Annotated in this window: 17 protein-coding genes and 1 pseudogene; 7 read left to right on the top strand and 11 right to left on the bottom strand. The window is 59.2% G+C overall.

Annotated elements, in window-relative coordinates; all coding sequences use genetic code 11:
* Positions 1-7 precede the first annotated feature (7 nt).
* Positions 8-769 (top strand): LuxR family transcriptional regulator, encoded by a 762-nt coding sequence (locus PLD_RS00090; RefSeq protein WP_159888790.1) that lies wholly within the window; start codon positions 8-10, stop codon positions 767-769.
* An 89-nt stretch (positions 770-858) separates the two neighbouring features.
* On the top strand, positions 859-1,761 hold the full coding sequence (locus PLD_RS00085; RefSeq protein ID WP_159888789.1) for a proline iminopeptidase-family hydrolase: 903 nt from the start codon (positions 859-861) through the stop codon (positions 1,759-1,761).
* A 59-nt stretch (positions 1,762-1,820) separates the two neighbouring features.
* Here PLD_RS00085 and PLD_RS00080 read toward each other — a convergent pair whose 3' ends face one another.
* The 3 genes from PLD_RS00080 to PLD_RS00070 all read right to left on the bottom strand — a co-directional run bounded on the left by PLD_RS00080 (position 1,821) and on the right by PLD_RS00070 (position 4,169).
* Complete coding sequence (locus PLD_RS00080; RefSeq protein WP_159888788.1) at positions 1,821-3,119, bottom strand: NAD(P)/FAD-dependent oxidoreductase; 1,299 nt, start codon at positions 3,117-3,119, stop codon at positions 1,821-1,823.
* A gap of 60 nt (positions 3,120-3,179) precedes the next feature.
* Positions 3,180-3,353 carry a DUF3094 family protein gene (locus tag PLD_RS00075; protein WP_159888787.1) on the bottom strand — a complete coding sequence of 58 codons (174 nt, stop codon included), beginning with the start codon at positions 3,351-3,353 and terminating at the stop codon, positions 3,180-3,182.
* Positions 3,354-3,539: 186 nt separating this feature from the next.
* Positions 3,540-4,169, bottom strand: a complete 630-nt coding sequence (locus PLD_RS00070; protein WP_159888786.1) for a DUF1780 domain-containing protein — start codon at positions 4,167-4,169, stop codon at positions 3,540-3,542.
* A gap of 143 nt (positions 4,170-4,312) precedes the next feature.
* Here PLD_RS00070 and PLD_RS00065 point away from each other — a divergent pair, with 143 nt between their 5' ends.
* The 3 genes from PLD_RS00065 (at position 4,313) to PLD_RS00055 (ending at position 5,745) form a co-directional block, all read left to right on the top strand.
* Positions 4,313-4,780 (top strand): FAD/FMN-containing dehydrogenase, encoded by a 468-nt coding sequence (locus PLD_RS00065; protein ID WP_159888785.1) that lies wholly within the window; start codon positions 4,313-4,315, stop codon positions 4,778-4,780.
* Positions 4,777-5,466 carry an energy-coupling factor ABC transporter permease gene (locus PLD_RS00060; protein WP_159888784.1) on the top strand — a complete coding sequence of 230 codons (690 nt, stop codon included), beginning with the start codon at positions 4,777-4,779 and terminating at the stop codon, positions 5,464-5,466. The genes PLD_RS00065 and PLD_RS00060 overlap by 4 nt, the downstream gene beginning before the upstream one ends.
* A 63-nt stretch (positions 5,467-5,529) precedes the next feature.
* Positions 5,530-5,745, top strand: coding sequence for a hypothetical protein (locus PLD_RS00055; RefSeq protein ID WP_159888783.1), 216 nt, complete (start codon positions 5,530-5,532; stop codon positions 5,743-5,745).
* Positions 5,746-5,755: 10 nt separating this feature from the next.
* Here PLD_RS00055 and yacG read toward each other — a convergent pair whose 3' ends face one another.
* Genes yacG through PLD_RS00035 form a run of 4 tightly spaced genes read right to left on the bottom strand, consistent with a single transcriptional unit; the run spans position 5,756 to position 8,668 of the window.
* On the bottom strand, positions 5,756-5,959 hold the full coding sequence (yacG, locus tag PLD_RS00050; RefSeq protein ID WP_159888782.1) for a DNA gyrase inhibitor YacG: 204 nt from the start codon (positions 5,957-5,959) through the stop codon (positions 5,756-5,758).
* A complete protein-coding gene (coaE, locus tag PLD_RS00045) occupies positions 5,956-6,579 on the bottom strand; it encodes a dephospho-CoA kinase (protein WP_159888781.1) in 624 nt (207 codons plus the stop codon). The genes yacG and coaE overlap by 4 nt, the downstream gene beginning before the upstream one ends.
* The gene (locus PLD_RS00040; protein WP_159888780.1) at positions 6,576-7,448 is read right to left on the bottom strand and encodes an A24 family peptidase; all 873 of its coding nucleotides are present in this window, start codon (positions 7,446-7,448) and stop codon (positions 6,576-6,578) included. Before PLD_RS00040 ends, coaE begins: the two co-directional genes overlap by 4 nt.
* 2 nt (positions 7,449-7,450) lie before the next feature.
* Positions 7,451-8,668: a type II secretion system F family protein gene (locus tag PLD_RS00035; RefSeq protein WP_159888779.1), complete on the bottom strand. Its 1,218-nt coding sequence runs from the start codon at positions 8,666-8,668 to the stop codon at positions 7,451-7,453.
* 277 nt (positions 8,669-8,945) lie between these two features.
* Here PLD_RS00035 and PLD_RS00030 point away from each other — a divergent pair, with 277 nt between their 5' ends.
* Both PLD_RS00030 and PLD_RS00025 read left to right on the top strand, forming a co-directional pair.
* A complete protein-coding gene (locus PLD_RS00030) occupies positions 8,946-9,362 on the top strand; it encodes a pilin (protein ID WP_159888778.1) in 417 nt (138 codons plus the stop codon).
* 238 nt (positions 9,363-9,600) lie between these two features.
* The gene (locus PLD_RS00025; protein WP_159888777.1) at positions 9,601-9,957 is read left to right on the top strand and encodes a BON domain-containing protein; all 357 of its coding nucleotides are present in this window, start codon (positions 9,601-9,603) and stop codon (positions 9,955-9,957) included.
* A 196-nt stretch (positions 9,958-10,153) separates the two neighbouring features.
* Here the strand turns inward: PLD_RS00025 and PLD_RS00020 are convergent, their stop codons facing one another.
* The 4 genes and pseudogenes from PLD_RS00020 to PLD_RS00005 form a co-directional block, all read right to left on the bottom strand.
* Positions 10,154-13,069 carry a DUF748 domain-containing protein gene (locus tag PLD_RS00020; protein WP_159888776.1) on the bottom strand — a complete coding sequence of 972 codons (2,916 nt, stop codon included), beginning with the start codon at positions 13,067-13,069 and terminating at the stop codon, positions 10,154-10,156.
* A 105-nt stretch (positions 13,070-13,174) separates the two neighbouring features.
* Entirely contained in the window at positions 13,175-14,191 is a 1,017-nt protein-coding gene (locus PLD_RS00015; RefSeq protein WP_159888775.1) for a class I SAM-dependent rRNA methyltransferase, read from the bottom strand.
* Between the two features lie 115 nt (positions 14,192-14,306).
* Positions 14,307-14,435 (bottom strand): annotated as a pseudogene (locus PLD_RS00010) (acetyl-CoA C-acetyltransferase); the annotation flags it as partial.
* Between the two features lie 44 nt (positions 14,436-14,479).
* Positions 14,480-14,897, bottom strand: a 418-nt coding sequence (locus PLD_RS00005; protein ID WP_159888774.1) for an oxygenase MpaB family protein, incomplete at its 5' end; no start/stop codon positions are given.

Raw genomic sequence — 14,897 nt, 5'->3', positions numbered from 1 at the left:
TGAGGGGATGCAGATCAAGCTGTCTGAGTACAAGGGCTGTCTTTTAGCTGGAGGGAATCTGGAGGCGCAGTTGGATGAGGCTATGCTGCTGGCCTCCAACCTGGGCTTTGATGCGTTGGTATACGACTACAGTCCAGTGCCATTTGATCATGATGGTTTGCTGATTACCCCGCAGGTGCTTCTGCGTAAGACGCCGGCAGAATGGCAAGAGCTCTGGTGCACTGAGGGCTATTATCAGATTGACCCAGTCCAGCACGTGGCACTTAACTCTATTTCACCTTTCCTCTGGTCCTATCAACCAGAGGCAGAGACCGTTCTGAAAGAAGTAATCGGCTTACGCCATGCACCGGTGGTGAGCTACCTGCAAAATGCTCAGATGGCCCATGGTGTCTCAGTCCCCATCCATCTCCCGAAAGGCGGTTTTGCCAGCCTTGCTGGGTTACGCTCCGGTCGCACTCAGAGTGCGCTTAAGGATATGCGTCATGTTCTCGGGGAGTTCAGTCTGATTGCCTATGCCCTGCAAGAGGCGGCCTATCCAGTACTGAGTCAGAAAGAAGGACATCATCCATCGACACCTCTGACCAAACGCGAACGCGAGTGCATGAAGTGGGCTGCAGAGGGTTATACGGCTTTAGAAATAGCTGCTCGATTACAGCGGTCTGTGGCGACCGTGACTCTCCATTTGAACTCGGCCATGCACAAGCTGGGGGCCAGGAACCGGGTCCAAGCCGTTGCCCGAGCGGTTCATTACCGATTATTGGATAGCTGAGGTGATGTAAAACCTATCTTTTCTTCTAGTTACATTGACCTTGCCCTGTCGATAGTCTGAGTCGTGTGTAATACAGGGAGTGGCACATAATGGACTCGAACAAGATAACACTCGAAGGCTATGCCTCCTTTGGTGCTTATAGAACGTGGTACCGCGTTACCGGCGATTTACGCAATGGCAATACGCCCTTGGTGATTCTGCATGGCGGTCCAGGTTGCACCTATGATTATGTCGATACTTTCAAGGATGTAGCAGCCAGTGGTCGCGCGGTCATTCACTATGATCAGATTGGTAATGGCTTTTCTACTCACCTGCCAGACAAGCCCCCTTCATTCTGGACAGTTGAACTGTTTCTTGAGGAGTTGGACAACCTTCTGGATCACCTTGGTATCAGCGATAACTATGCACTGCTGGGACAATCCTGGGGCGGGATGCTGGCCAGTGAACATGCCGTGCTGCGCCCCGCAGGTTTACGGGCATTGATTATTGCCAACTCTCCGGCCGATATGCGCACTTGGGTCGCGGAGGCCAATCGCTTGCGTGATGCTTTGCCTGAGGAGGTGCAGCAGACTCTGCTGCGGCATGAGCAAGCAGGGACAACCGGCTCTGCAGAGTATGTTGCAGCTTCGCGAGTCTTTTATGATCGCCATGTATGTCGCATCAAGCCCTGGCCCGATGATGTTGCTCGTACCTTTGCCAAGGTTGACGCCAATCCCACAGTCTATCGGGCGATGAATGGCCCCAACGAATTCCATATTATTGCCAGCTTGAAGGACTGGACCATCGTCGAGCGCTTGAAATACATCAACGTACCAGCGCTACTGATCTCCGGCCGTTACGACGAGGCCACGCCGACAGTGGTCAAGCCCTACCTGGAGCAGATTCCTGACATCCGCTGGGCCTTGTTCGAAAACTCCAGCCACATGCCTCACGTCGAAGAGCGGGTCGCCTGCATGGGCACCGTGGTGAGCTTTCTCGACGAGTGCCTTTAGGCGTACCGGCTTGCCCGATTGCCCCGCTACCTTGCGTAGCGGGGCTTATGTTCAGGCGCTTAGTGCAACTTCAGGCGGGGGTCGGTGCCGCGTCCGATTCGGCTACCGAGCATCAACATCGCGGTGCGGAAGACACCATACAGCGCCATCTGGTGCATGCGGTAGAGCGATATGTAGAACATTCTCGCCAGCCAGCCTTCGAGCATCACGCTGCCGGTGAGATTGCCCATCAGGTTGCCCACCGCCGAAAAGCGTGACAGCGAGATCAGCGAGCCATAGTCGGTGTATTTGTAAGTCGGCAGGTCCTTGCCTTCGATGCGCAGCTTCAGCGACTTGGCCAGCAAGGACGCTTGCTGGTGCGCAGCCTGGGCCCGTGGCGGTACGTTGCGGTCACTGCCCGGTTGCGGGCAGGCGGCGCAGTCGCCGAAGGCAAAGATGTTTTCGTCACGGGTGGTCTGCAGGGTTGGCAGCACTTGGAGTTGGTGGATGCGGTTGGTTTCCAGGCCGTCGATCTCCTTGAGGAACGCCGGTGCGCGGATTCCGGCCGCCCACACCTTGAGGCTGGCGGGAATCCTCTGGCCATCAGCAGTGATCAAACTGTCGGCGGTCACTTCGCTGACTGACGCGTTGGTCAGCACCTTGACCCCGAGTTTTTCCAGGGTCTTGTGCACCGGTCCGCTGATGCGCTCGGGCAAGGCCGGCAACACCCGTGGTCCAGCCTCAATCAGGGTGATGTGCATGTTTTCTGGCTGGATACGATCCAGGCCATAGGCTGCCAGCTCATGGGCCGCGTTATGCAGTTCGGCGGCCAGTTCCACACCGGTGGCTCCGGCGCCGACGATGGCCACGCTGATCTGTTCCACGGCATCGGTCTGCCCGGCGTGAGCCCGCAGGTAGTGGTTGAGCAACTGCTGGTGGAAGCGTTCGGCCTGCTTGCGCGTGTCGAGGAACAGGCAGTGTTGGGCCGCACCTTGGGTGCCGAAGTCGTTGGTGGTGCTGCCCACTGCGATCACCAGGGTGTCGTAGCCCAGTTCCCGGGCCGGTAGCAGTTCCACGCCCGCTTCGTCGTAGGTGGCGGCTAACTGGATTCTCTTGCGTTGACGATCAAGCCCGCTCATACGTCCCAGCTGGAACTCGAAGTGGTTCCATTTGGCTTGGGCGACGTAGTTGAGTTCGTCTTCGGAGGAGTTCAGGGAACCGGCGGCCACTTCGTGCAGCAGTGGTTTCCAGATATGGGTCAGGTTGGCGTCGACCAGCATCACGCTGGCGGTGCCGCGCTTGCCCAGAGTCTTACCCAGGCGGGTCGCCAACTCCAGGCCGCCGGCGCCGCCGCCAACGATGACAATACGATGAGTCATGGGGATATCTCGCAAGGCTAAAAGAAATCGGTGCAGTCAACCGAGCGAGCGCGATGCAGCTCATAGCGTCAGGTAACTGATAAAACGGCTCAACAGGCCCAGGGCGATCGTTACCACAACCACCACGATGAGAAGCATCCACGGCCGGAAGGGCCGGCGCTCGACTCGGTGTTGGGGCAGTTGCAGGTATTCTTCGACATGGCGTTGGTCGTCGGGGTTCAGGCGGCTGCTCATAAAGGCCTCGTAGGTAGACGTCGCAACTCGGAGGAATGTTACAGCGCGGTGTAGTCCGCACCTGTAACGGAGCATAGCCGTTGCCGCATGAGGGCTTTGGCGAGGTCCTGTCGGCGCCAGGCAGGGTACTTTTTTACCACTGCCGGGTAGATTGCGCCATGCCCACACAAGGCGTATTGACTGGGTTTACAAGCTGATGCCGACGTCGAAAACGATACTGCGGCCCAGGTTGCTACGCAGAAACTCCGGCGCATCCGGATGAGCGAACAGCACGCGGGCGAAGGTGGGCCCTACCAGGGACAGCGAGCGCCAGCCCTGGCGCAAGTATTCGGTGGGCGGCGGAAAGTGGCTGTTCAGGTCCAGTACTTCGCGTTTCAGGGTTGCGAAGGCAATGATGTCCAGTTCCCCGAGGTCCATTCCGCGTTCTTTGTAGTTATGGGCCTTCTTGCGCAAGGTCGGTGCCAGGCGCAGCAATAACTCATTGGCTGGGATACGTTTGGGTTTGGCTTCGCGGCGTACCAACTGGCTCAGGGAGAACGCGCTGCGTCGGCGTTGCAATTCATCGCGCCACTCATCGTTGAGGCGCCGGCCTTCGTCGAGGACAAAAAACACCTCAAAGCTGGCATCGCGAAACAGCACATCCGGTGGTTCTTGCCCGGCGGCAGTGAATTCGTCATTGCGGTAGGAAATATTCAGACCTTGCAGCAGGCGCTGGCAGACCCAACGCTCACGCTCCCATTTGCGGGCATTGGACAGAAACGCGTTGGCTTGTTCGGCCTGGATGGTAAGCAGGCGCAAGAAATCTGAGTCATCCATGTTCTCAAGCTTAGCGCCCAAATGTGACCTTAAAAACCATGCTTTGGGAAAAACCTCGGCACACCGGTCCTCACGCCCTGCTGGAGCCTGTCGAGGGGCGGTGTAGACTGTTTCCCGTCCAACCCATCGATGAGGAGTGTGCCGTGAAGCGCTGGTCAATTCTGTTGCTGTGCTTGTTGCCGTTGTGGGCTCAGGCGGTTGAAGTCGGTGAGCGCCTGGCGCCCTGGACCTTGCTCGATCAATTCGATCAAGCCTATAGCCTTGATTCACAGGCCCGTATTCTGCTGGTGGCACGCAGCATGGATGCCGCCAAGATGGTGAATGCGGCGCTCAAGGACAAACCCCAGGGCTATTTGCAGGCGCGTCATGGAGTCTTTGTCGCGGATATCCAACGCATGCCTAGGTTGATCGCGACGATGTTCGCGGTGCCGGCCATGCGCGATTATCCCTACCGGGTGATGCTCGATCGGGAAGGGCGCGTGGCTGCGCGTTACTCTGCCACCGAGGGCAAGGTTCTATGGCTGCAACTGCAAGACGGTCAGTTGGTGTCTCGTCAGGAATATGCCACGGCTGAGCAATTGGCCGAGGCGCTGGAGCAGGTTCAGCCATGATCAGTTCGGCACTGCTGTCGCCGCAGACCCTGGTTCTGGGGTGGCTGCTGTATGTGCCGGTGCTGGTCTGGGCGGTGTTGCGTGCGCCCTGGGTTGAGCTGTTTACCGATACCCGCCGCCAGCATTTGCTGTTCGGAACGGTGTTCGGGTTATTTCTGCTGTGGCTGGTGCGACGTGACTTCGATACTGGCGTCTCCTATCACTTCATTGGCCTGACTGCGGTGACCCTGCTGCTGGATTGGCCGTTGGCGATTATCGGTGGCTTGATCGCGCAACTGGGATTGCTCGCCCTGGGCCGCCAGGATCTAGCGGCGCTGGGGGTCAATGGCTCGCTGCTGATCCTGTTGCCGGCGGCGGTAACCGAGGCCTGCGCTTTGCTGGTAGAGCGTGCCCAGCCGCGTAATCCCTTCGTGTACATTTTCTGCTCCGGGTTCTTTGCCGCCGCGCTGTCAGCACTGTTGTGCCTGCTGTGCGCCCTGGTCTTGCTGTGGCTCGATGAGCGTTTTGCCATGCCTGAGTGGCTGGAGGACTTTGTCGGCTATCTATGGTTGATCATCTTTCCCGAGGCATTCATCAACGGCATGCTGATCAGCGCGCTGGTGGTGTTTTGTCCGGAATGGCTGGAAACCTTCAACCGCACCCGCTACCTCTCGGCGCCCTGGAAAGATGACGATTCACGCTCTTGATCCACGTCAACGTTGAGCTTGTGGACGCGCTGCATGCTCGGCAAAAATTTCAGGAGCGCGGTCATGAGTGTCTACCAATGGGCTCGGCAGGAAGTGCACGACAGTCTGCAAAGTGCCCAGCAGGAAGGGTTCGAGCCGGGCTTGAGCTTGCGTGCCTTGCTCAGTGCGGTGGTGCAGCAAAGCAAGGGCGTGCGTAGCCTCGAGGATCTGGCGGACGAACTGCAGTTCCTCGCGGAAAACCTCGACGACGACCAGGACTACAGCTTCATGCGGCCCTGAGGGGGGGCGCTTAGTGAGCGCGGGGTGGTAGTTCTTCGGAGAACAGCTCGTCCTCGGCATCAGGGCTTACCGGAATCTTGTGTTCTTCGGCCGCCCAGGCCCCAAGGTCAATCAGTTTGCAACGGTCGGAACAGAACGGTCGGTTGACGTTGGCCGTGGTCCATTCCACGGGGGCGCCACAGGTTGGGCATTCGACGGTCAAGGGTTGGCTCATGACTGGCCTCCACGCAAGGTTAGGTAAAAATGATGCAGGCGTTCGACCTCGCTGCGTAACCAGGCCTGGTCGCGGTCGTTGACCAGCACATCGTCGGCGTGACGCAGGCGTTCTTCGCGGCTGGCCTGGGCCTGGAGAATCGCCTGGACTTGTTGCTCGCTGATCTGGTCCCGCTGCAGGGTGCGTTCGATCTGCAGTTGTTGCGGCACGTCGATCACCAGAATCCGTTGGGTCATGCGCGACTGGCCGGACTCGATCAGCAAAGGCGACACCAGGATCGCGTAGGGCGATGTGGCACGCGCCAGATGGCTGACAATCTCTTCGGCGATCAGCGGGTGCAGCAGGGCTTCCAGCCAGCGGCGCTGCTCGGGAACCTCGAAGATCAGCTTGCGCAGGGCCGCGCGGTCCAGTTGGCCGTCGGCCTGCAGCACATCGTCGCCAAAGTGCCGGGCGATGTGTTCAAGGGCCGGCCGGCCGGGCTCAACCACCCAACGAGCGGCATGATCGGCGTCGATCACATGCACGCCCAGATCAATGAAATACTGGGCGGCGGCGCTTTTGCCGCTGCCGATACCGCCGGTCAGGCCGAGGGTCCAGGGTGGGTTTACGGAACGAGTCATTGGAAGCCGACAATCTGCAAATAGAAGTCGGTTATTTGACCACCCCAGAGCAAGGCAATCCAGCCGGCAATGGCCAGAAAGGGGCCAAAGGGGATTGGCGTCGAGGTCTTGGCGCGGTTCAAACGCAACATGAGCGTGCCGAGAATCGCTCCCACCAAGGAGGACAGTAGCAAGGTCAGCGGCAATATTTGCCAGCCGCCCCAAGCGCCGAGCATCGCCAGTAGCTTGAAATCACCATGGCCCATACCGTCCTTACCGGTCAGCAGTTTGAACAGCCAGAACACCGACCACAGGCACAGATAGCCCAGCACGGTGCCCCACAGGGCATCCTGCAGACTAACCAGCAAGCCGAAGCTGTTGACGATCAGCCCCAGCCACAACAGCGGCAACACCAGTACGTCCGGCAGCAACTGGTGGTCAGCGTCGATCAAGCTCATGGCCAGCAGCCCCCAGCTCAATATCAGCAACAGGCCTGCGCTCCAGCCGAAACCGAAGTGCCAGGCGACAAACGCCGAGATCAGGCCGCAGCTCAGTTCGGTCAGGGGGTAGCGCGGGCTGATGCGGGTCTTGCAGTGTGCGCAGCGACCCCGTAGCCACAGGTAGCTGAGCAAGGGGATGTTTTCCCAGGGACGTATCGGCTGTCTGCAGTGAGGGCACTGGGAGTGAGGTCGCATCAGGTTGTAAGGCGCGGCTGCCGGTTCAGGCTCAAGTCCCAATACCTCAAGGGCTTGGGCTCTCCAATCGCGCTCGAGCATTGTCGGCAGGCGCCATACCAGCACGTTGAGAAAGCTGCCGACGATCAATCCCAGTACCAGCGCCGACACCACGAATGCCAGGGGGTAAAGGGTCAGGGCTTGAGTCAGGGACATGTTCAGATCGCTGTACCGAGTTGAAAGATAGGCAGGTACATGGCAACCACCAGGGCACCGACAATACTGCCCAGAACCACCATGATCAACGGCTCCATGAGGCGGGACAGGCTGTCTACCAGGTTGTCCACCTCATCCTCATAATGCGCCGCGACTTTTTCCAGCAGATGATCCAGGGTTCCGGACTCCTCACCGATAGCCGTCATTTGGACTGCCATAGTAGGGAAGACGCCGCTGGTTCGCATGGCAAAGTTCAATTGCATGCCACTGGCCACTTGATGGCGGATGCGTTCCACCGCGCGCTTGAAGACGCTGTTGCCACTGGCGCCGGCCACGGAGTCCAGCGCCTGCACCAGGGGCACGCCGGCGGCGAAGGTGGTGGCGAGGGTGCGAGCATAGCGGGCTACCGCTGACTTGTGCAGTAATGGACCGCTCAGTGGCAGCCGAAACAGGCTGATGTCCAGGCCATCCCGTAGGCGCGCGGAGCGTCGATAGACCACGGGCATTGCGATTCCGGTCGCCAGGCTTGCGGCCAGCAGCAATCCGCCGTGATTCTGGAGAAGCTGCGAGAGCGTGATGACTCGTCGAGTCAGCCATGGCAACTCTGCGTCAAAGCTGGCGAACAGGCTCTGAAACTGTGGCACCACTTTGAGCAGCAGGATGCTGCTGACGATGATCGCCACGCCGACTACCGCCAAGGGATAGATCATGGCCTTTTTCAGTCGCGCTTTGAGGTTCTCGCTTTTTTCCTTATAGGTGGCGACTCGCTCCAGCAAAGTGTCCAGTGCACCGGCCTGTTCACCAGCGTCCACCAGGTTGCAGTACAACTCGTCAAAGTGGCGTGGATGCCGACGTAGTGCTGTCGCCAGGCTGGCCCCGGCTTCTACGTCGCGTTTGAGGCTGGCCAGCAGTTGGCGCATCTGCTGATGATCGAAGCTCTCGGCGATGATCTCGAAGGATTGCAACAGCGGAACTCCGGCCTGTATCAGCGTCGCCAACTGCCGGCTGAACAGGGCAATCTCCTGCGTCCTGATTCGCTGGGTCAGTCGGGGCCAGCCCCTGGGTTTACGTCGAACCCGTGTTGCGGTGATGCCTTGCTTGCGTAATTGCGCGCGGATCAATCTCGGGTTCGCGGCGCTCAGTTCCCCGCTCATTGCCTGGCCCTGGCTGTCAGTGCCTTGCCAGACATAGGTACTGGCCGTGGGAGCTTTTACCACCATGATTCGATCCTTGATGAGCGGTGGCTTCAAGACGAGCACGTGCCACCTGCAACTCATGTCATGTCGGCTCGCCATGTACCTGATAAAGCCTAGCTGCCGGGTGCCTGCCGAATAGGGGTTGGGGGTGACGAAATTTGTCAGTTTGTGCGACTCCTTGTGCTCAAGGCTATGGGCTATCACTGCTACAGGCCCCGTATTCCAAGGGGGAGAGTCCTGGCATAGGGCATGCTTCGAGTCTGACTCTTATGCAACATTCGTTCATGCCAGGAGGCAGCTCATGAAAAAACAAGCCGGTTTTACACTGATCGAATTGCTGGTGGTGGTCGCGATCATCGGCATTCTCGCCATGGTAGCGATGCCGATGTACTCCAAATATCAGGCGCGGGCCAAGGTGATGGCTGCGCTGGCGGAAGCCTCGGCGTTGAAAGTCAACGTCGAGGACCTGTTGAACCAGGGAGCCGATCCGACTCTGATGCTGGCGGGTGGCACGGCGCAGACCTCGAACTGCCAGATGAGCATCGAGGGTACAGCAGCCACTGGTGAAGGGAATATTGGCTGCACCCTTCTCAACGCCCCAGGAGCGGTATTGAACAAGACCTTGACCCTGACGCGTTCGGCAACCGCTGGGTGGGCCTGCACCACCACGGTGGACGCCGATTATGCGCCCAAGGGTTGCAACGTGGATGCCGCGTGACTTGTTTCGGGAGCCCTGATGCGAGTTTTTCAGGCGCTTGGGTAAAAACCGCAACTTGCATGCACATTGGCGATGCTTCATGCATTTTGCATGGTTGCGGTTTTTTGAGTTATTGATAACTTATTGATTTATATGGGCTTATCTCTTTTTTGTGACTTGGCACAGCACCTGCAATATCCCTGATAACCCTGTTGCCAGGACACGGCGCAGGCTTTTCCAAAGAACAGGAGTTACTCGTATGAAGAAGTTCGCGATCACTGCCGCAGCTGCTACCGCTCTGACACTGACCATGGCCAACGCAGCTTTTGCGCAGACCACTCAAAGCACCCAGTCACCTATGGTCTTGGCTGCTGGTGAAATGACCAAGGCCAAAGAGGCCACCTCTGATACCTGGATCACCACCAAAGTGAAAAGCGATCTGGTCACCGAGAAAGGCATTCCTGGCACCGACATCAAAGTCGAAACCAATAAGGGCGTAGTGTCGTTGTCGTCCACTGTCGCCGTCACCGAAGCGCAGAAAGCCACCGCTGTGGCGATCACCAAGAAAATCGACGGCGTGAAGGCGGTCTCCGCCGATGGCCTGAAAGTCGAGTAAGCCGCTAGTTTTTTGCCTGGGCAGGGAGAAGACGCGATAGACGACATCGGGTGATGCGTCTGCGGTTTATTTCAAGGTTCATGTACCCGATCACAGGGACGTGATCATTACAGGCCCCGACATACTCTGTCGGGGCCTGTTTTATGCACTGCGGAAAGGAACTACTGGCTGGGCTCGGGTGAGCACGGTGCAGGGGTTACTCGCTGTCCAGATGCAGCGGCGTGATGACCTTGCCATCACTTTCGGCCTGGCCCAGGTTGGCATCGATAAAGTAGACGCGGTCATCGGCCAACTGACCTTTGTCCACCAGAAAGTCCTTGATGCTACTGGCTCGCTGCTGGCCCAGTTGGCGCAACAACACATCGCTGCCGCTCCAGAACTTGATCAGACCGTCGCGTAGCTTGGCAGTGCGCTCGTCGCGGCTGAGCTGGGTCCATTCGGCGGGAGGCTGCTGTTTCAGGCGGGTGCGGTAGATGCCTTCCAGCAATGGCGCTTTTTCATCCTCGGGCACCTTCAACAATGACGCTTGGGCCGGAACCTTGTCGCCGCGGCGCTGGAGAATCTTGTAGTAGTTGTATTGGTATTCCCGCTCCAGGCGTTGCTCGGCGATCAGTGGGCCGTCGCTGCTCTGGGCGCTGGTGCCTTCGATCTCCAGGCGCAGGGTCGGACGCTCCTTGAGGGCTTTGGCCAATGTGCTCAGGGCCGACTCGGAGTCTTTGCTCAAGTCGCTTGAGCCGGGGGCGAAGGATACGCTGCTCAGGTCTTGCGAACTGCCGCCGCTGACCAGGCCGCCAATGAACTTGAACGGTGCCTGGGCGGCTCGCAGCACCAGGTTGCGCAGGGTCTGCCAGACGATGGGCATGACGCTGAACTGCGGGTTGTTCAAGTCGCCGGAAATAGGCAGCTCGATGGAGATCTTGCCGTCGGCGTCTTTCAACAGTGCCACTGCCAAGCGGATCGGCAGGTCCACGGCGTCCGGACTGTCGACTTTTTCCCCCAACTGCAGTTGCTCGACCACCAGTTTGTTTTCTGCCTTGAGCTGGCCCTTGGTGATCATGTAGTGCAGGTCGAGATTGAGCCGGCCCTTGCGAATGCGCAAGCCGGCGAACTTCCCGGAATAAGGCGTCAGGGTGGTCAGTTCCACACGTTTGAAGCTGGTGGCGATGTCCAGCGCGGCCATTGGGTCGAATGGGTTCACGCTGCCCTTGATGGTCACTGGAGCATAGCGGTCAACCTTGCCCTTGACGTCGACTTCCGCGGGTTTGGCCTGGCGGCTGTCGATGGTCCCGACATGCCCGTTGAGCTGCTGGATGGCGGTGGCAAAGTTCGGCGTCAAGCTCAGGTCGGCAAAGTTGGCCGAGCCATCATTGATGGCGATTTCACCAATGTGAATGGCCAATGGCTTGCTGGCGCTGGGGGCCGACTTTGCCGAGGACTTGCTGCTGCTCGCAGGCTGTGGAATCAGCAGGTCGTCGATGTTGGTGGTTCGGTCATCGTTGATGATGAAGCGCGCATAGGGTTGCATCAGGTTGATCCGGCTGATGCTCAGGCTATCGCCATGCTGATAGTCCAGCCCCTCGACGACGACTTGCTTCCACTTCACGAAGTCGCGGCTCTTGAGGGTGTCCAGGGTGTGCAACTGGTTCACTTCGGCGCGACCGGCGACGCTGAACGTCAGAGGCTCTACTTTCTTCAAGTCTACCGCCAGATCACTGCCGAGCATGCCGCTGCGCAGCTCCAGGCGAATGAACGGGCTGATATAGGACTGGGCGACACGCAGGTCGATGTCCTTGGTCTGCACTTTGAGCTTGGCAGTAACCGGGTTGAGATTGACCTCGCCGCTGGCGCTGATCTTGCCTTGTTTCCCCAGACCTGTATCGAGTTTGAGGGAGAAGGGCGATTGATTGAGGCTGTCGAAATTGTTCAGGTCCAGGTTTAGCGGCCCCAGTTCCAGGGCGACCGCCGGTTTCGCCTGACGATCGGCCAGATGCACTTGGTAATTACGCAGTTGCACATCCTTGAGCAGTACTTGCCAAGGCTTGCTCGGTGCCGCTGGTTCTTTGGCGGTATCGGCAGTGGCCGGCTCGGGTTTTGGGGCGGGTTTGGCTGGTTGGCTGGCGAAGAGTTTCTGCCAGTCCAGTTGGCCATCGGCTTCGAGGGCCGCCCAGGTTTCCAGTTTTTGGCTGTTGATCTTGCCGACAATCACCTGCTGCTTGGCCAGGTCCACCGAGGCTTGGCTGACGTCCAGGCGTTCCAGTCGCGCCAGCGGGCGTCCATCCGGTGCCTTGATCGCGAACGGCGCGACGCTGATCGAGGTGTTGTCCAGCAGCAGCTCGGTTTCCTTGGCCAGGCTGAACCTGTAGTGGGTGCTGAGGTTCACCACGCCCTCTTCCAGTACCAGTGGTACCGCGTCGCGCACATAAGGCCACCAGGCTTTCATTTGGCCGTCGGTGACTTTCAAGGTGCCCTCTGAGGTCAGTGGGGTGATGCTGAAATTGCCGGACCAGTCGATCTTTCCGCCCTCGGGGCCGCTGGCCACCAGCGTCAGATCGGCTTTGTCGTCGGGCAGCGTGCTCAGATGCTTGAGCTCGAAATCGAGTGTGTTGTAGAGGAAATCAATCGGTTCGCTGGGGCGCAGGTCCAGGAAGTGCAGGTAACCGCCCGCCAGCTTGATGCGCTCGATACGTACCGGGAAAGGCTTGGCATCGGGATCGCTCGGAGTCGGTTCGCTGGCAGGGAGCTTGAACAAGGTCAGGAGGTTGAGCTTGCCTTCCTTGTCAAAGAGGATTTCGGTCTTGGGCTGGTCCAGTTCGATGTCGGCCAGGTGCAGCGCGCCGGTCCACAGGCTGTCCAGTTGCAGATTGGCATAGAGGCGTTCGAACGCCACCTGTTCCTTGCCCGGCTCCCCGATGTTCAGGCCCCAGAGGGTCAGTTCCAGGCTGAAGGGATTGAGCTCTATGCGCTGCAGATGAGCCGGGGTCGTCGCGTAGTTGGCCAGTTGCTGATTGGCCACCCGCAAGGCGATGCCGGGCAAAATCAGAAAGCCCAACAGACTGTAAAGGGCGAGAGCGGTCAACAAGGCGCTGAGAGCGCGAATCAATCCTTTGGTCATGCGAGGCTTCATCTATCTGAATCGGAAGTGTGTTGGAGTATGGCACGCGTTTTCGGTTCCGAAACCATCACAGTCTTCAGGATTGTTCAGATTTCTTGCGGTTGATCAGAGTTGCAGGATCAGGGTTTTCAGCGGTGGTTGTCCGTCCTGGGAGGGGAAATCCGCCGCAGGTGCCAGGACCTGGCAATCGCGCACCGGTCGCCCGGCTTTCTCGGCGCAACGCAGTACCTGCTCGCGCCAGTCCGGCAGCGACACCTTGGCCAGATTGTTACAGCAGATCAGTACGCCGTCCTCGGCGGTGGCCAGCAACGCCGGTTTCAGCAGGCTCTGGTAGTCGCGCAGCAGGTCGACGGTACCGAACGCGCTTTTGGCCCAGGCGGGCGGGTCCAGCAGCACCAGATCGTATTGGCGTTGCTCAAGACGGGGATAGCTGGGCAGTTTTTGCCCGCGCCGCTGGCTGATGGGCAGGCCCGCCAGTTGGCGGATCGCCGGGAAATAGTCCGACTGCACGAACTGCATGGCGGGTAGTTGCGGGTTGAGCTGAGCGTTTTCTCGTCCTACCGCCAGGTTGCCCTCGGCGAAGTCCAGGTTGCATACCTCTCGGGCGCCACCGGCGGCGGCGCTGAGGCCAACACCGCAGGTATAGGCGAAGAGGTTGAGGACGCTCTTTCCGCTGCTGTGTTGTTTGACCCAGCCGCGGGCGTTGCGCAAATCGAGAAACAGCAATGGATCTTGCCCGGCGTGACGGCCTCGAACCCGGTAGTTCAGGCCCCACTCTCGGCCAATGAGGTCGTCCAGGGCACGCTCTTCAGCGCGGTAGACGGAGTCTTCACGGTCGATGCGTGAATTGCCCCGTGAGCGATCGTTGTAGACCAGCAGGGTCGAGAGGTTCAGTTGTTGATCGAGGGTCTCGTGCAGTTGCAGCAGGGCATCGCGGTCCAGCGTCTGGTGAAAACTCTGCACCAGCAGTTGCGGCCCATAGCGGTCGACGGTCAAGCCGCTTGCACCTTCCTGGCTACCATGGAACAGGCGGTAGCAGTCGGTGCCTTGTTGATGCAGCTCGGAGAGCAAGTCTTGACGGTGATCGAGGGCGGCGCGCAGCGCCTGATTCAAGGAAGACATGCAGGGCGCCTTGGAGAAGAGGAATAAGGCGCCGCAGTCTACCAGCCTCCTGCCCGTTGTAGGAGTCAAGTGCTGGCGAAGGCGATCTCTCGGACTCTATGGCCAATGCCACGCCCTGGCCGCCGCCAATGATTACCTTGGCATCGTCGCAGCCAATGGCCTGGGCGCTCAGGTGCAAGGCCTTGAGGGTGGAGCCGCAGACTTTGTTCAGGGTCATGGTGGATACGGCGTGGGGCTGGTCGGCCAATTGCGAACTGTCTGGGCGTGTTGTGCATGAGCGGTTGTCTTCTACAGACCCATGCGTCGTTTCGCTCGATGCACCGAACTGTCACGCACCGCCCAGCGCAGCATCGGCGTACTGCGTTTGACGCTGGCTCGAATCAGCTGGCGTTGCAGCGGGGTCTGATTGACATCAAGCATGGAGCTGGCCCAGTCCGGCAGCAGGTCGATACCTGCCTGCATCATCAATGAGCCAAAAGGTTTGGCCAGGCGACTGGGGGCGGGAGCGGCCAGTAGCAGGCGCAGGACTTCGCGGCTGCGCTCATCGCAGAGCAATTGGGGGCGCATGCTGCGCAGATAAGCGGCCACTGCTTGCCGCGAACGGGGCACGTCGCGGGCGCCGAGGCGTTCGGCAACCAAGGCAATCTCGTCGTAGTAGCGATCCTGGTCGGCTTCCGACAGGCGAGGATTGAGGTAACGCAGGTGG

Origin of the sequence: Pseudomonas sp. LD120, assembly GCF_009861525.1 — a bacterium.
Classification (GTDB): domain Bacteria; phylum Pseudomonadota; class Gammaproteobacteria; order Pseudomonadales; family Pseudomonadaceae; genus Aquipseudomonas.
The sequence above is the reverse complement of the archived record's forward strand: the minus strand, read 5'-3'. Positions and strand labels throughout refer to the sequence as shown.